Source organism: Thalassospira sp. UBA1131, assembly GCF_002311515.1.
Classification (GTDB): domain Bacteria; phylum Pseudomonadota; class Alphaproteobacteria; order Rhodospirillales; family Thalassospiraceae; genus Thalassospira.
On record NZ_DCAO01000006.1, the window covers coordinates 18,946 to 35,034 of the forward strand.

At 55.9% G+C, this 16,089-nt stretch carries 11 protein-coding genes; 4 read left to right on the forward strand and 7 right to left on the reverse strand.

The window, feature by feature from the left end:
* The 3 genes from pstA to B3Z49_RS00850 form a co-directional block, all read right to left on the reverse strand.
* Positions 1-1,350: a phosphate ABC transporter permease PstA gene (gene pstA, locus B3Z49_RS00840; protein ID WP_063088521.1), complete on the reverse strand. Its 1,350-nt coding sequence runs from the start codon at positions 1,348-1,350 to the stop codon at positions 1-3.
* The gene (gene pstC, locus B3Z49_RS00845) at positions 1,343-2,722 is read right to left on the reverse strand and encodes a phosphate ABC transporter permease subunit PstC (RefSeq protein WP_286792855.1); all 1,380 of its coding nucleotides are present in this window, start codon (positions 2,720-2,722) and stop codon (positions 1,343-1,345) included. Before pstC ends, pstA begins: the two co-directional genes overlap by 8 nt.
* A 135-nt stretch (positions 2,723-2,857) precedes the next feature.
* Positions 2,858-3,892: a PstS family phosphate ABC transporter substrate-binding protein gene (locus tag B3Z49_RS00850; RefSeq protein ID WP_296987474.1), complete on the reverse strand. Its 1,035-nt coding sequence runs from the start codon at positions 3,890-3,892 to the stop codon at positions 2,858-2,860.
* A 673-nt stretch (positions 3,893-4,565) separates the two neighbouring features.
* Here B3Z49_RS00850 and B3Z49_RS00855 point away from each other — a divergent pair.
* The gene (locus B3Z49_RS00855) at positions 4,566-4,865 is read left to right on the forward strand and encodes a hypothetical protein (protein WP_063088518.1); all 300 of its coding nucleotides are present in this window, start codon (positions 4,566-4,568) and stop codon (positions 4,863-4,865) included.
* A gap of 92 nt (positions 4,866-4,957) precedes the next feature.
* Here B3Z49_RS00855 and glcF read toward each other — a convergent pair whose 3' ends face one another.
* The 4 genes from glcF to pyc form a co-directional block, all read right to left on the reverse strand.
* A complete protein-coding gene (gene glcF / locus B3Z49_RS00860; RefSeq protein WP_296987476.1) occupies positions 4,958-6,283 on the reverse strand; it encodes a glycolate oxidase subunit GlcF in 1,326 nt (441 codons plus the stop codon).
* Complete coding sequence (gene glcE / locus B3Z49_RS00865; protein WP_296987478.1) at positions 6,283-7,551, reverse strand: glycolate oxidase subunit GlcE; 1,269 nt, start codon at positions 7,549-7,551, stop codon at positions 6,283-6,285. Before glcE ends, glcF begins: the two co-directional genes overlap by 1 nt.
* Before the next feature lie 118 nt (positions 7,552-7,669).
* Complete coding sequence (locus B3Z49_RS00870) at positions 7,670-9,154, reverse strand: FAD-linked oxidase C-terminal domain-containing protein (RefSeq protein ID WP_120224172.1); 1,485 nt, start codon at positions 9,152-9,154, stop codon at positions 7,670-7,672.
* A gap of 16 nt (positions 9,155-9,170) precedes the next feature.
* A complete protein-coding gene (pyc, locus tag B3Z49_RS00875) occupies positions 9,171-12,641 on the reverse strand; it encodes a pyruvate carboxylase (protein ID WP_008888342.1) in 3,471 nt (1,156 codons plus the stop codon).
* Between the two features lie 702 nt (positions 12,642-13,343).
* Here pyc and B3Z49_RS00880 point away from each other — a divergent pair.
* From B3Z49_RS00880 to B3Z49_RS00890, 3 genes are all read left to right on the forward strand, one after another.
* Positions 13,344-14,747 (forward strand): cache domain-containing protein, encoded by a 1,404-nt coding sequence (locus tag B3Z49_RS00880; protein WP_008888343.1) that lies wholly within the window; start codon positions 13,344-13,346, stop codon positions 14,745-14,747.
* Between the two features lie 49 nt (positions 14,748-14,796).
* The gene (locus B3Z49_RS00885; RefSeq protein ID WP_296987480.1) at positions 14,797-15,477 is read left to right on the forward strand and encodes a response regulator transcription factor; all 681 of its coding nucleotides are present in this window, start codon (positions 14,797-14,799) and stop codon (positions 15,475-15,477) included.
* A 166-nt stretch (positions 15,478-15,643) separates the two neighbouring features.
* The coding region (locus B3Z49_RS00890) for a Crp/Fnr family transcriptional regulator (RefSeq protein ID WP_296987507.1) at positions 15,644-16,089 on the forward strand (446 nt) is incomplete at its 3' end.

Genomic DNA, 16,089 nt, shown 5'->3' on the forward strand with positions numbered 1-16,089 from the left:
TTACCACTTCCGTTCAAATTTTTTGCGCAGATACACAGCCAGTCCATTCATCAGGACAAGGAAGGCGAGCAACACCATAATCGCTGCCGAGGTTTTCTCGACAAAGGCACGTTCCGGGCTGTCTGCCCACAGATAGATCTGGACCGGCAGAACCGTTGCCGGGTCAAGCGCCCCGCCCGGGATATCAACAATAAAGGCCACCATCCCGATCATCAGAAGCGGTGCAGTTTCCCCCAATGCCTGTGCCATACCAATGATCGTGCCGGTCAGAATGCCCGGCATGGCGAGCGGCAAGACATGGTGGGTCACGGTCTGAACCGGTGATGCGCCAAGCCCAAGAGCGGCCTGACGGATCGATGGCGGCACCGCCTTGATCGCCGCACGCGATGCGATGATGATCGTCGGCAAAGTCATCAGCGCCAGCGTCAAACCACCGACAACCGGGGCCGAGCGCGGCAAGTGCATGACATTAAGATAGACCTCAAGACCCAGCAGACCAAACACGATAGACGGGACTGCGGCCAGGTTGTTGATGTTGACTTCAACAATCTGGGTAAAGCGGTTCTTGGGCGCGAATTCTTCGAGATAGATCGCCGCCAGAACACCAATCGGGAAGGACAATGCCAAAGTCACAAGCAGGGTATAGAACGAGCCAACAGCCGCGCCCCAGATACCGGCAAGTTCCGGTTCGCGGGAATCGCCACTGGTAAAGAAGCGGGTGTGGAACTGTTTTTCCACCGCACCGTCAGCCACCAGTTCGTTATACCAAGCGACTTCCTTGTCATTGAGGCGACGGTCGCCTTCATCAACGGTGGGATCGATATACCCCTTGTTGAGCATGTCGAAATCATCACCGGAAATCAGCCAGATGGTGCGCGTTTGGCCAATCAGGCTCGGATTTTCGAGAACCCGTTCGCGCAGATCATAAGATGCGCCGCCTGAAACGATGCCATAGAGGTCACGCTTGTCACTGCGCGAGGTCACATCCGGGAAACGATCACGCAGCGCCTGTTTGATCAGACCATCAAAGTTCGCGCGCCCGATCACGTCAGGATCGCCGGTTCGTTCCGGATCGATCACAGCCGGATCAAAGGTCACTTCGAGCTGGACATAGGTCTGGTAAAAGGCGCTGTAGCCTTTTGAGCCGATCGAGAGTGCCAGCGTGCAAAGCGCCAGCAGCGCCAAACAGATCGCAACCAGACCATAGCTTTTAAAGCGGCGTTCGGCCGCGTAACGTTTCTTGATGTTACGGGTGATTTTCGGGCTGTCCCAGTCAACCGGCTTGCGCAGATTGTCAGAGATCACTTTGGCCGCAGCTCTGTCTTCCATAAGAGATGCCATATCAGTCATATTTCTCGCGATACTTCTGAACAACCTTAAGGGCAAATACGTTCAGCCCCAAGGTGACAAGGAAAAGAACCAGCCCCAACGCGAAGGCCGAGAGGGTTTTTGCACTGTCGAACTCCTGGTCGCCGACCAGAAGCGTCACGATTTGCACGGTAACAGTCGTCACAGCCTGAAGCGGGTTCACCGTCATGTTCGCGGCAAGACCAGCGGCCATCACAACAATCATGGTTTCACCAATCGCCCGCGAAACGGCCAACAGAACCGCCCCGACAATACCGGGCAAGGCGGCCGGGAAAATCACCTGCCGGATGGTTTCCGATTTGGTCGCCCCCAATGCATAGGACCCGTCACGCAGCGATTTCGGCACCTGCGACATCACGTCATCAGACAGCGAGGACACAAACGGAATGATCATGATGCCCATGACGAGACCGGCGGCCAGCGCACTTTCCGAACTGACATCGAGGCCGAGGATCGCGCCATTGTCGCGCAAGAACGGTGCCACGGTGAGCGCGGCAAAGAAGCCATAGACAACCGTTGGCACGCCCGCCAGAATTTCAAGTGCGGGTTTGGCAACAGCGCGAAATTTAGGAGCGGCATATTCGCCCATATAGATGGCCGAAAACAGGCCGACCGGCACCGCGACACACATGGCAATCAGCGTAATCAGCAAGGTACCGACAAACAGCGGAATCATGCCAAACGCCCCCTCGGACGCCACCTGATCGGCACGGATCGCGGTTTGCGGGCTCCATTCCAGACCAAACAGGAAGTCGAGCGGGTTGATCTTGCTAAAGAAATGCAGGGTTTCAAACATCAGTGAAAACACGATTCCGACCGTTGAAAGGATCGCAATCGCCGAACAGACAATCATGATCGCGCGCGAGATGCGTTCAACATTGTTGCGCGCGCGCATATCCGCTTCAATCCGTCGATAGGACAGGACAAGACCGGCAAGCGCAACCGACAGCATGACAACCACCAGCGCCGCATTGGCGATGGTTTGCAAATTGGCAAGTCTGCGCCCGGCATCAACAATTTCCGGCGACACGGTGAGATGTTCACCGCCACCGGCGGCGATCTGGGAAATGCTGTTGAGCGCCAGCGACAGACGACCGGAGTCACCAATTACTTCCTGCGGCAGGTCCGACACGATCAGGGCTTCAATCACCGAGCCCTGGAACATGTACCAGATCAAAAGCAAAAACAGCGCGGGAAGCCCGCACCATGCTGCTGTGTAGGCCCCGTAGTGAACCGGCAAGGAATGAAGATTGCTGTGCCGGCCACCAGAAAGGGCAACAGCCCGCTGGCGTCCAAAATAAAAGGACAGCGCGCAAAGTGCGGCAACCGCGAGCAACAGGAAAGACAGGGACATTATTTGAGATCCGTTCGCCAGATGAGCCTGCAAAGATCAGTTCGTGAGGCCAATAGGACAGAAACAATAAACAAATCAAGTCAGGATATAAAGAAACCGGTGGCAGAAAAGGCTGCCACCGGTTGAAAGATCGCGTTACATGCTCAGCGGCGAAAGGTTCATCGCAGCGTTACGAACAGCTTCACGCTCAGCAGCATCCATCGGGATCAGGCCACGGTCAGCAAGGTAACCTTCTTCACCCCAAGCTTTGTCAGCGGTGAATTCAGCAAGATATTCCTTGATGCCCGGAATGGTGCCAACGTGCGCGTTCTTCACGTAGAAGAAGAGCGAACGGGAAACCGGATAGGAGCCGTCAGAGATTGCTTCGAAGGTCGGAGCAACGCCACCGATCAGCGAGCCCTGAAGCTTGTCGCCGTTCTGGTCAAGGAAGGAGAAGCCGAAGATGCCAAGTGCATCATGGTTGGCTTCGAGTTTCTGAACGATCAGGTTGTCGTTCTCGCCAGCTTCGACATAGGCACCGTCTTCACGAACGCCAGCGCAGACAGCTTTGTGCTGGTCTTTGTTGGTGTCTTTAAGAGCGGCGATTGCCGGGAACTCATCGCAAGCTTCTTCGAGTACCAGCTCGGTGAAGGCATCACGGGTACCGGAGGTCGGCGGCGGGCCGAGAACTTCGATTTTAACGTCCGGAAGGCTCGGATCGATTTCAGCCCAGGTGCTGTACGGGTTGTCGATCAGCGACTGGCCGTCTTTGGACGGAACGGTTTTTGCCAGAGCAAGGAAGATCTGCTCTTTGGTCAGGTCGAGCTGCGGCGCAGCGTTGGAGTTCGACAGAACGATACCGTCGTAACCAACTTTAACTTCGGTAACTTCCGAAATGCCGTTCTTCGCGCAAGTTTCAACTTCGGACTTCTTGATGCGACGCGAAGCGTTGGTGATGTCCGGATGCTGTTCGCCAACACCGGCGCAGAACAGCTTCAGACCACCGCCAGAACCGGTAGATTCGATAACCGGCGTTTTGAAGGAGGTGGTTTTACCGAATTCTTCTGCAACTGCGGTTGCGAACGGGAAGACGGTGGACGAACCAACGATACGAATCTGGTCGCGTGCTTCGGCAGCGCCAGCAAAGGCAACGCTCATAAGCGCCGCAACAGCAAGAGTCTTCTTCATCATAAATTCCCCAATGGTAGTTCCACTTCGGAACGGTGCAACGATCTGCGAGGCGGACTCTACCGCTGGGTGCTTACGGTATTGTGTCGCTTTTGTTAACGTTATGTGACAACGTATCAGAGCAGTAAAAACAGCCACTTATTGCCAATAAAATCAACAATTTAGCATTTCGCGACAACCATCCGAAAACGGTGGTTTTTCACTTCAACATGGCAAAATCGCGATTGATTGCGAAAGGCTGTAACAAAAACTGTCACATTTCGTCCAAAGGTGGCCTTGGGCGCTGGGGAATGGTGTGAATTGACGATAATTGCCACCAAACCCTTTACATGACCCCATTTACACGCAACTGTTGTGCATGGGGTCCAAACTCATTCACATGACCGCCCCGGCAATTGATATGAGAGAAAAAGCAAGGAAAAGCTCGCAGAGCGGAGTATTCTCCGGTCAAGGGGTTTGACGCAGAGGCTTTCTCTCATATCAATTGTCCTTTGGATCACCCGGATTTGCACGGGCTATTTTGTCGCAAAACCTTGAAAGATATAGATCTTCCTGTGGTTTTGCTCCGCATATCCGCACAAATCCGGGGGACCGGGACGATTATGTGAATGAGTTTGGACCCCAAGGGACAAAAAATGCCGCGCGCAAATGTGCGCAGCCATAACAGGAGCACTTGATGAGCACCGCTGCACTCGACGAAATTCAGGAACTGATTCAGAAGCTGTCTGGCGAACTTGGAGATATGTCAGAGGCTGCGTCGCGCCATATTGATGATCTGCATGTTGCGGTCAATAACGTCGCATCGCACGTTCTGGCGATCGAGGCAGTTCTGTCACTGGTGGCCCAGAAGGTCGAGGTTGACGAAGCCGAAGCAATCAAGTGGATTCGTGACAAGACAGCGGCCTATGCCGAAGACAGCAGCGAAAGCTCTGCCGCAGAAGGCATTACAAAAAGCCTGCTTGGCAAGGAAGAGTAAGGCGCCCAGTCGCACGGACTTACGAAATCAAAAGGACGGCAGAGGTTATTCCCTGCCGTCCTTTTTGTTTTCTGATGCGGGTTTGAGAAAACCTAGCCTGCCAGTTCGGTCGCCGTCATCCGGCCCCGCAGCTTTTCCGGCACCGGGCCGCCAGCGGCCCAGTCAAGGAGCTGTACCGTGTGCAGAACTTTAAGATCGTCGGTTTCGATCTGGACCATGCAGCCGATATTCCCTGTCGCCACCAGATCAGGCTGGGTCGCGCGGATATTGCCGCGTTTACGTTCCTGAAGCTGGCCGGCGATTTCGGGCTGCAACAGGTTATAAACCCCGGCAGAACCACAACACAGATGGCCTTCGGCGATTTCAGCCACTTCATACCCGGCCTGTTTGAGAAGATCACGGGGTGGTCGGGTGATCTTTTGACCGTGCTGCATCGAGCAGGCTGAATGATAGGCGACACGGGGATTCCCGTGACTGGCACCGGCAAAGACGGTGGCATCGATATCAAGGCCTGCCAGGTATTCAGTGATGTCCTTGGCAAGACCGGACACCGTCGCTGCCCTTTCGGCATAGGTCGGATCATGGCGGAGCATATGGCCGTAATCCTTGATCGTGGTGCCACAGCCCGATGCGGTGATTACGATGGCGTCAAGGCCTTCGCCCGCAGCCTCAGACGTCCAGGCATCAATGTTGGCCTTGGCCTGCGCATGGGATTGTTCTTCCTTGCCCATGTGATGGACAAGGGATCCGCAACAGCCCGCACCCTTGGCAACAACCACTTCGATGCCAAGGCGGGTGAGTAGACGAACCGTCGATTCGTTGATTTCGGTTTCAAGCACCTGCTGGGCACAGCCGATCAGGATGGCAACCCGGCCTTTGCGTTCGCCAACTGCCGGGATCACCTGGGGTTTATCGACCCAGCTTGGCGGATGCATGGGGCGTGCGCCCATCTTGACCATACCCTTGAGCCGACCGGGCATCAGACGCGCGAAGGGGGCCGCGAATTTCGCCCCGATCAATGACATCCGGAACAGGGTCGGATTGGGTACAACAATCGACAGCAACTTGCGCAGCAACCGGTCCCCCAGCGGACGTTCATAGTTTTGTTCGATATGGGCGCGCGCATTGTCGATCAGGTGCATGTAATCAACACCAGAAGGACATGTGGTTGTACAGGAAAGACATGACAGGCAACGATCAAGGTGTTTGACCACCTTTTCGGTTGCCGGTTTGTCATTTTCCAGCATGTCCTTGATCAGGTAAATGCGGCCACGCGGGCTGTCGAGTTCATCACCAAGGGTGACGAATGTCGGACAGGTCGCGGTACAGAAACCACAATGCACGCATTTGCGCAGGATCTGTTCGCTTTCGGCAATCGCCGGGTTTTCAAGTTGGGCAGCGGTGAAGTTGGTTTGCATTACGCGCCCTCCCCGTTCAGTGACACTGGCGCAATCCGCCCCGGATTGAGAATGCCCTTGGGATCGAGGTTGTCCTTGATCCGGGCATTGATCCGGGCAAGTGCCGGGTCTTCGGGATGGAAGACCGGGGTGGCTTGACGGATTTCATCGGATGCGCGCACCAGATTGGCCTGCCCGCCGACATTGGCGACGATATCGCGGATCGTGCCCGCCATTGCATCAGGTGCACCCGCCGCGTCAGATGCGGCAATCTGCAACCAAATCAGGCCACCGGCCCAATCCATCATCGCACGACCACCGGTTTTTTCGATCAGTTGGGCGCAGATATCACCCCCGCTTGCCGGGGGCACCGATACACGCCACAAAACGCTGCCGGTGTTTTCCGATGCGACGAACGGCGCGACATTGGCGACGACCTTCCAGATGCTGCGGCTGTGACTTTCGGGGACTTCGTGGCATTCACCAAACCCGGCAAGCGCCCGGCACAGGGCATCGGCCCGCCATGCGACAGATGGCTTGGGACCTTCGACCCGCAGGGCCACAAGGCCACTGCCATATTCACCGGCCAATGGCACATCAAGGTGCGGCGCATCTTCGGGGGCGATCCAGGCGGCGGCCGAAACTTCGTTTTCACTGCCCATGGCAATGGTCATCGCCTTGCCCGCCGCACGCGGGTCACTGCAGGCGACAATCACGGTGGCGGATGTTTCGTCATTGGGCATGACCTTAAGCGTTACGGTATGCATGACGCCCAGCGTGCCAAAGGAGCCCGCCATCAGTTTTGACAGATCAAAGCCGGTGACGTTTTTCATCACCCGGCCACCGGATTTAAAATCCTCTGCCCGGCCAGAAACGGCTTCGAACCCCAGAAGGTGATCACGTGCGGCGCCGACCTTGATCCGGCGCGGTCCGGCAAGGTTGCAGGCCACCAGCCCGCCGATGGTTCCGGCATCCGGGCCACTTGATCCATCCAGCAGGGCCGGAAAATTGCCCGGCTCGAAATGGAATTGCTGATTTTTCTCGGCCAATGCCGCCTTGATATCGGCAAGCGGCGTTCCGGCACGCGCAGAGATCACCAGTTCTTCGGGCTGATAAAACAGGATGCCCGACAGTTTGGAGCAATCAAGCACTGCGTTGGTTCGAACAGAATGGCCAAAGGCGCGCTTGCTGCCCGATCCGATAATTTCAAGCGGGGTTTCTGATCCAAGCGCCCAACCAACCGCGTCACGCAGCTGGTCTGGCGTGGTGGGGGAAAGTACGTCCACCATAACTCTCTCTTTTCCTCTCCTGAGCCTAATCAATCGGATTTGCGGGAGCCGATTGGCCGGCCTTTGTTTTATCGTGTTTGTTTGTTGTTTCGTTTGAGCGCGCGTTAGGGGCAGGACCCTAGAAGCGCGGGATATCCGGGAACTTGTCGGCCACCGCCTTGGCATGCAGGGTTTTAAGTTCCCCACAGCCATGCAAGGTCGGGAATACCTTGCCGGGGTTCAGCAACTGGTCCTCGTCAAAGGCCATCTTGATGCGTTCCTGATGCTTCATGTCATCGATCGAGAACATCTCGCCCATCAGGTCGCGTTTTTCGACACCGATGCCGTGTTCACCCGACAGCACCCCGCCAACCGCGACACACAGTCTAAGGATGTCAGCCCCGAATGCCTCGGCCTTTTCAAGGTCGCCGGCCTTATTGGCATCAAACATGATCAGCGGATGCAAATTGCCATCACCGGCATGGAAGACGTTGGCAACACCCAGCCCGTGCTTTTTCGACAGGTCCTGCATGCCGGTCAGCACTTCGGACAGGCGACCGCGCGGGATGGTGCCATCCATGCACATATAATCGGGTGAAATACGGCCAATCGCCGGGAAGGCATTTTTGCGGCCCGACCAGAACAGCAGACGTTCTTCCTCATTCTCGGAAATGCGGGAATAGACCGCCCCGCAATCCTTGGCGATCTTGCCAACCCGGTCGATCAGGTAATCGACTTCGACCTGCGGGCCATCAAGTTCGACCAGAAGAAGCGCCTCGACATCCAGCGGATAACCGGCCTGAACGAATTCCTCGGTCGCCTTGATCGCCGGGGCATCCATCATTTCAAGACCGCCCGGAATGATCCCGGCGGCAATGATGGCGGCAACGCAATTGCCGCCTTCTTCGGATGAATTAAAGCCCAGCAACAGCGCACGGGCGGTTTCGGGTTTGCGCAGGATGCGCACCGTCACCTCGGTCACGATGCCAAGCAACCCTTCTGACCCGGTGATGATGCCGAGCAAATCATAGCCCGCCTGATCAAGGCCCTTGCCACCGACGCGCAGGATTTCTCCTTCGATGGTGACCATTTCAACCCCCAGCACATTGTTGGTGGTAAGCCCGTATTTCAGGCAATGCACCCCGCCGGAATTTTCGGCGATATTGCCGCCAATAGAGCACGCAATTTGGCTGGACGGATCGGGGGCGTAATAGAAGCCCTTATGTTCGACCGCGCGCGTAATGCCAAGGTTGGTGACACCGGGCTGCACGACGGCGGCCCGGTTGTCCCAATCGATGTCGAGCACGCGATTGAATTTCATCATACTAATGGTAATCGCATCGGCCATCGGAAGTGCGCCACCGGACAAACCGGTACCGGCACCGCGCGGAACGACACGGATTTTATTGGTATGACAATATTTCAGGATGGCTGCGACCTGGGCGGTATTTTCCGGCAGGACCACTATCATCGGCAATTGCCGATAGGCCATCAACCCATCGCATTCATAGGGCCTGAGCTGATCATCATCGACAATAACCCCGCCCGGTGACGGGATGATATCGCGCATGGCGGCGATAATGTCCTTGCGGCGTGCAAGTGTGTGTTGATCAGGCTCAGGCATCCTAAGCATCGGTGGGTTACTCCGTTAATTCGACCAGCAGGTCCTTGGCTTCGACCTGTGTCCCGGCCGGGGCGTGGATTTTGGCCACGGTTCCATCCTTTTCGGCGTGAACCGCGGTTTCCATTTTCATGGCTTCGAGCGAGCACATCACATCGCCCGACTTGATCTTCTGGCCTTCGGACACGTGGACTTCGACCACCAGACCCGGCATCGGGGCTGCGACATGCAGCTTGTTGCCATCTTCGGCCTTTGGTTTTGTCTTGCCGGTGCCGGCCAGTGTCTTGTCGGCGACCTTGACGGTGCGGGGCTGACCGTTCAGTTCAAAGAACACGGTACGGTTGCCCTCCTCGTCACCGGCTTCGGACGTGGTCAGATAGCGGATGACAAGGGTTTTGCCCTTTTCAAGATCGACCGAGATTTCATCGTTCTGGTTCATCCCATAGAAGAAGACCGGGGTTGGCAGAACCGAAACATCGGCGTTGTGGCTGCGGTGTTCGGCGTAATCAAGGAACACCTTGGGATACATCACATAAGATGCAACCTCGGCGTCAGAGATATTGCTGCGATGGGTTTTCTTTTCGATTTCCTTGCGGGTCGCTTCGAAATCAATCGGCGGCAATGATTTGCCCGGACGATCTGTCAGGGCCTCGGCACCCTTAAGCACCTTGCGCTGCAGGGCGGGCGGGAAGCCACCGACCGGCTGACCGATTTCACCGCGGAAGAAGGAAATGACGCTGTCGGGGAAGGTAATGTCCTTTTTAGGATCAAGAACGTCTTCCTCAGACAAACCGGATGTCACCATCATCAAAGCCATATCGCCGACAACCTTGGAGCTTGGCGTTACCTTGACGACATCGCCAAACATCTTGTTGACTGCGGCATAGGCCTTGGACACTTCGGGCCAGCGATCCTCGATCCCGAGTGCACGGGCCTGCTGGCGCAGGTTGGTATATTGGCCGCCCGGCATTTCATGGACATAGACGTCCGAGGTGCCGCTTCGGATATCGCTTTCGAAACCGGCGTAATAACGACGGATCTGTTCCCAATAGGTCGAGATTTCCTTGAGTGCCTCGGTCTTGAGGCCCGGATCACGCGGCTGACCGATATAGTTATTGGCGATTGAGCCCAGGTTCGGCTGGGACGTCAGGCCCGACATCGAATCCATCGCTGCATCGACCGCATCGACACCGGCATCGATGGCGGCAATCACTGTGGCGGCCGAGATGCCGCTGGTGTCGTGGGTATGGAAATGGATCGGGATATTGACCGTGTCCTTGAGTGCTGTGATCAGCTCGGTCGCAGCGGCCGGACGCAGCACACCCGCCATATCCTTGAGACCGAGAATATGGGCACCGGCAGATTCAAGTTCGCGGGCCATATTCACATAGTAATCTAGGTTATATTTCGGGCGGTCCTTGTCATAGATATCGCCGGTGTAACAGATGGTCGCTTCGCAGAGTTTGTCGGTCTTAAGCACCGATTCCATCGCGACCTTCATGTTTTCAACCCAGTTGAGGCTATCGAACACGCGGAAGACATCCATGCCGTGTTCGGCCGCCTGCTTGACGAAGTAATCGACCGCATTATCGGGATAGTTGGTATAGCCAACCGCGTTCGAGGCCCGCAAAAGCATTTGCGTCAGGATATTTGGCACACGTTCGCGCAGCTTGACCAGACGATCCCACGGGTCTTCTTTCAGGAAGCGCATGGCAACGTCAAACGTCGCCCCGCCCCAGCATTCGATTGAAAACAGTTCCGGCAGACCATGCGCGTAGTAAGGCGCGATTTCGAGCATGTCATAGGTGCGCATGCGGGTGGCCAGAAGCGACTGATGGGCATCACGCATGGTGGTGTCGGTCATCAGGACGCGTTCCTGATCCTTCATCCAGCGCGAGAAACCTTCTGGCCCCAACTGATCAAGCTTTTGCTTGGTGCCCGGGCGGATTTCACCAAGATCGATTGATTTTGGCATCACCGGGTCATGCAGATTGGTCGGCACCACGCGGCCTTCGACTTCGGGGTTGCCATTGACCGCAACCTCGCCGATGAAGCGCAGCAGGCGGGTGGCACGGTCGCGCCGGCGCACGAACTTGAACAGATCGGGCGTTTCATCAATAAACCGCGTGGTGTATTCACCGGCGCGGAATTTCGGGTGATTGATCAGGTTTTCAAGGAAGGCCAGGTTGGTGGCAACACCGCGAATACGGAATTCGCGAAGTGCGCGGTCCATACGATCCACCGCTTCGCGCGGGGTGCTGCCCCATGCGGTGACCTTTTCCAGCATGCTGTCATAGAACGGTGTGATCACCGCCCCGGAATAGGCCGTGCCGCCATCCAGACGAATGCCAAAGCCGTTGGCCCCACGATACACCTTGATGATCCCGTAATCGGGTACAAAGTTGTTTTCCGGGTTTTCGGTGGTGATACGGCACTGAAGCGCGTGATCGCGCAGCTTGATCTTGTCCTGCCAGGGGATACCGGTTTCGGACGGGAAACCGATGCGCCCACCCTGGGCGATCAGGATCTGTGCCTTGACCAGATCAAAGCCGGTGACACATTCGGTGACGGTGTGTTCGACCTGAATGCGCGGGTTGACTTCGATGAAGTAGAACTTGGATGTATCGACATCCATGAGGAATTCGACCGTACCGGCATTGACGTAATTGGCGGCCTTGCCAAGGCGGATCGCGGCGTCACAAATCTCGGCACGCTGATCATCATCGAGATAAGGGGCCGGGGCGCGTTCAACCACCTTTTGGTTGCGGCGCTGAACCGAACAGTCACGTTCATAAAGATGCACCAAGGTCCCGTGATTATCGCCAAGCAGCTGCACCTCGACATGGCGGGCGCGGCGGATCAGTTTTTCAAAGTAAACCTCGCCATTGCCAAAGGCGGCCTCGGCTTCGCGCCGTGCTGCCAGCACCTGACCAGACAAATCCTTGCCATTTTCAATGACCCGCATGCCACGGCCACCGCCGCCCCAGCTGGCTTTCAGCATCAGCGGATAGCCGATTTTCTCGGCGATGCGGGTGACTTCTGCCATGTCTTCGGGAAGCGCGCTTGAGGCGGGCATGACCGGCACACCGGCACTTTCGGCCAGATTACGCGCAGAAACCTTGTTGCCAAGGGTGCGCATGACTTCTGAATCCGGGCCGATGAACTGAATGCCGGCCTCGGCACAGGCATCGGCGAATTCGGGATTTTCCGACAGGAAGCCATAACCGGGATGGATCGCATCGACATCGGCATCACGTGCGACACGCAGGATGTCTTCGATATCAAGATAGGCGCGAATGGGCTTGTTGCCCTTCCCCACCGTGTAGCTTTCATCCGCCTTGAAACGGTGAAGGGCGAAGCGGTCCTCGTCAGAGAAGATCGCAACTGTGCGAATGCCAAGTTCGTTGGCGGCTCGCAGAACACGAATCGCAATCTCGCCACGGTTGGCGACCAGAAGTTTACGGATACGCTTTGGTGCTGAACGCGTCATGGACACCGGGCTCCTACCACAATTTCCTGGCAGGAACGTGCCTGTGCGCGCCTGCCAAAACCAAGTGAAACGCCACGATATGGTCCCGGAATGCGTTGCGGTGCGGGATGCCTGCAACGCCATATCCATTGTGGCGATACGGGATGCCAGCACGCTGAGATCTTGTGCAATGCATCCAGAGCTTTTGGCGCCCGGTGGGCAGGCGACGGTTCTGGTATATGCGCATTGCCCTCTCCCTGTCAAAGCATGATCTCGTAAATTGGTATTACCAATTATTGGAAATCCCGACCAGTTTCTTTTCACCATGCGGAACAGGTCGCCCAAGCTTTCTCAATCAGGGCGATGGGAAAACCGCGATCTTAGAGCCTGACCGAAAATTCTGACATGGTTTGATTTGAAAAATTTCCTTCAATATCAAGGCTTTGCTCGCAGACAATGCCCGGCGGCCTTTTCAAGAGGAAAGCCGCAGCATAGTGGATGAAATTCTTCAAACCCTTCGGGCGCCTTGATTTTGAGCGCTTTTGTCGTTGCGCACGGACCCCAGGGGCCGACCCTTGCGGACCGTGCACGCCTAAAAATCACTGCAAAATCAAGGCGTCAAACCATGTCAGAATTTTCGGTCAGGCTCTTACAGCGACTTTTGGCGCGGATATGCTATTGTCCGCGATCAGAAAAACGGAAATTCCCGAAACGGTTACGCCCATGCCGAAGCTCAATCTTCGACTAAAGTTTTTGCTGCTCTCGATCCTGCCGCTGGTTCTGGCGGCGTCTGCGATCTCCTGGCTGGTGTTTGCCCAGGCCGAACGCCTGGCCGAGGCCGAGATCAGGACCTTTGAACGCAACATCCTTCAGGCCAGAAAGGACGAGCTGAAAAGCTATCTTGAGCTGGCGATGAAATCGATCGACCACATCTATTCGGTGGCAAGCCCGCTGGATGCGGTTTCAAAGGAACGCGTGAAAGCGATCATCGAAGATCTGTCTTATGGCGAGGATGGATACTTCTTTATCTATGACCGCGATGGCACCGCCCTTGTCGATCCGCCGCAGCCCTGGCGCCTTGGCCGGACCTATTGGAACCTGCGCGATATCAATGGCAACACGGTCATTCAGGGCCTGATTTTCAATGCGGAAAAGGGTGGCGATTTCATGCGCCACGTCTGGGAAAAGCCATCGACCGGGGAGCCGACCGAAAAGATCACCTATTCCCTGATGCTGGATAAATGGGACTGGATGATCGGCACGGGCATTTATATCGACGATATCGCCGAACAGGTCACCGAGATCGAGGCCGAGGTTTCCACCCATATCCGCGAAACCACCATGTCGATCATCGGGGTGACGATCCTTGCGGTGTTGCTGGTGGGCATATCGGGCACGGTGGTCACATTGTCCGAACGCAAACTTGCCGACTCAAAGCTTAAGGAACTGACACATAGGGTGGTTGATGTGCAGGAACAGGAACGCCTGCGCGTGTCGCGCGAGCTGCATGACGGGATCAGTCAGATACTGGTTTCGGTCAAATACGCGGTTGAAACCGCAATTGCGCGCATCACCCAGAAACGCGACAACGCAATCGAACCCATGGAAAAGGCGGCCAACCGATTGCAGGACGCCATCCATGAAGTGCGGCGGATCTCGCGTGATCTGCGCCCGGCGGTGCTTGATGATCTTGGCCTGAAACCCGCGATTGAAAGCATGTGTGCAGAACTTCAGGACCGGTCCGGTATCCTGATTGAGGTGAAATGCGACAATGTCGACGGGCAGCTTGATATCGACAAGAAGACAACGCTGTATCGCGTATTGCAGGAGACGCTGACCAATATCGAACGCCATGCCGATGCGACGGTAGTGAAAATTTCGATCAAACGCGAAGGCAGCAGCATCATCATGCGCATTGCCGATAACGGGGTCGGGTTTGAAACCAACCGATATATCCGCAACCGCGATCCGCGGGCGGGCATTGGTTTGCGCAACATGCGCGAACGCATGGAATTCCATGGCGGCGGGCTTTCGGTACGCTCCGAACCGGACGACGGGACGAAAATCACTGCATTTATTCCCGCCAACAGCCAGAATGCCCTACCCCATGACGCTATCAGCGGTTAATCTGATGACGCACAACCCGACAGTCACGCGACAGGAACTCGTTTGATCCATGACCAATGCCACCATTGCCAACGAAGTTTATTCCACCCATCGGCCATTGCGGATTTTGCTTTGCGACGATCACGCGCTTGTCATGGATGGTATCCGATCGCGACTGGAATGTTTTGAGCATATCAATATCGTCGGCGAGGCCGGCAACGGGGCCGAGGCATTGACCATGGCCGGTGACTTGCATCCTGATATTGTCCTGATGGACATTTCGATGCCGGTGATGAACGGGTTGGAAGCAGCCGAAAAGTTCCGGGAAACCCTGCCTGATACCAAGGTTGTCATCCTGTCGATGCATGAAAACCCGGAATATCTGCGCACGGCCCAGCAGGCGGGCGCAAAGGGCTTTATCCTGAAAGATGTGTCATCAAATGACATGGTGCGTGCGATTGAAACCATCGCCAATGGCGGTGAGGCGTATAGTTCCACATTCGATCGCATCAGTGATGGCGAAGACAGCAACAATGACGGCGTGCCGTTGACATCGCGCGAACGTACGGTTTTGCGCCTGTTGGCCAAGGGGGCGAGTAACAAGCACGTCGCCCGCGAACTCGATATCAGTGTGCGGACCGTGGAAACGCATCGCCGCAACATCAAGCGCAAACTTGATATCGACAGTTCGGCCGGTCTTGTCCGCTATGCCATTGAAAAGGGTCTGGTGACCCTTGATTCCGCAAGCTAGGAGCACAATCTGGGTAACACATGTGACCAAACCAGCACGACTATGCATTGATTTCACATTCTGGTACGGTAGAGTAGCTCGGAAGTTGGACTCATTATATTGTCGATACCTGCGCAACCGGGATTGACCCGCCATCGGGATCGCCCCGTCGTCATGGGTGGAACGCGTGAACCATACAACAAGCTACACATTCCGACCCGAACTTGCGCATTGCCGCGAATGCGGTGTGCGGAAATTTGCCCTGTTTAACAACCTGACGGACGAGGATTTCAAACTTGTCCATATGCCGGTTGAAGACATCACCCTGCCCAAACGCAATACGCTTTATAATGCCGGTGATCAGGCGCAATCGATTTTCACGCTGCGCAGTGGTTTGATCAAACTTGTGCATTACCTGCCGGATGGCAATCAGCGGGTGGTGCGCCTTGTCAAACCCGGCGGCACCATCGGACTTGAGTCCCTGGTCAGCGAGTGTTTCACCCACCACGCCGAAGCCCTTCAGGACAGCAAGCTGTGCCGCATTCCGATTGCGGTGATTGAAAGGCTTGATAATGAAAGCCCGCGTTTGCACAAGCAGGTGCTTAATCGCTGGCATCAGGCGGTGATGGAATC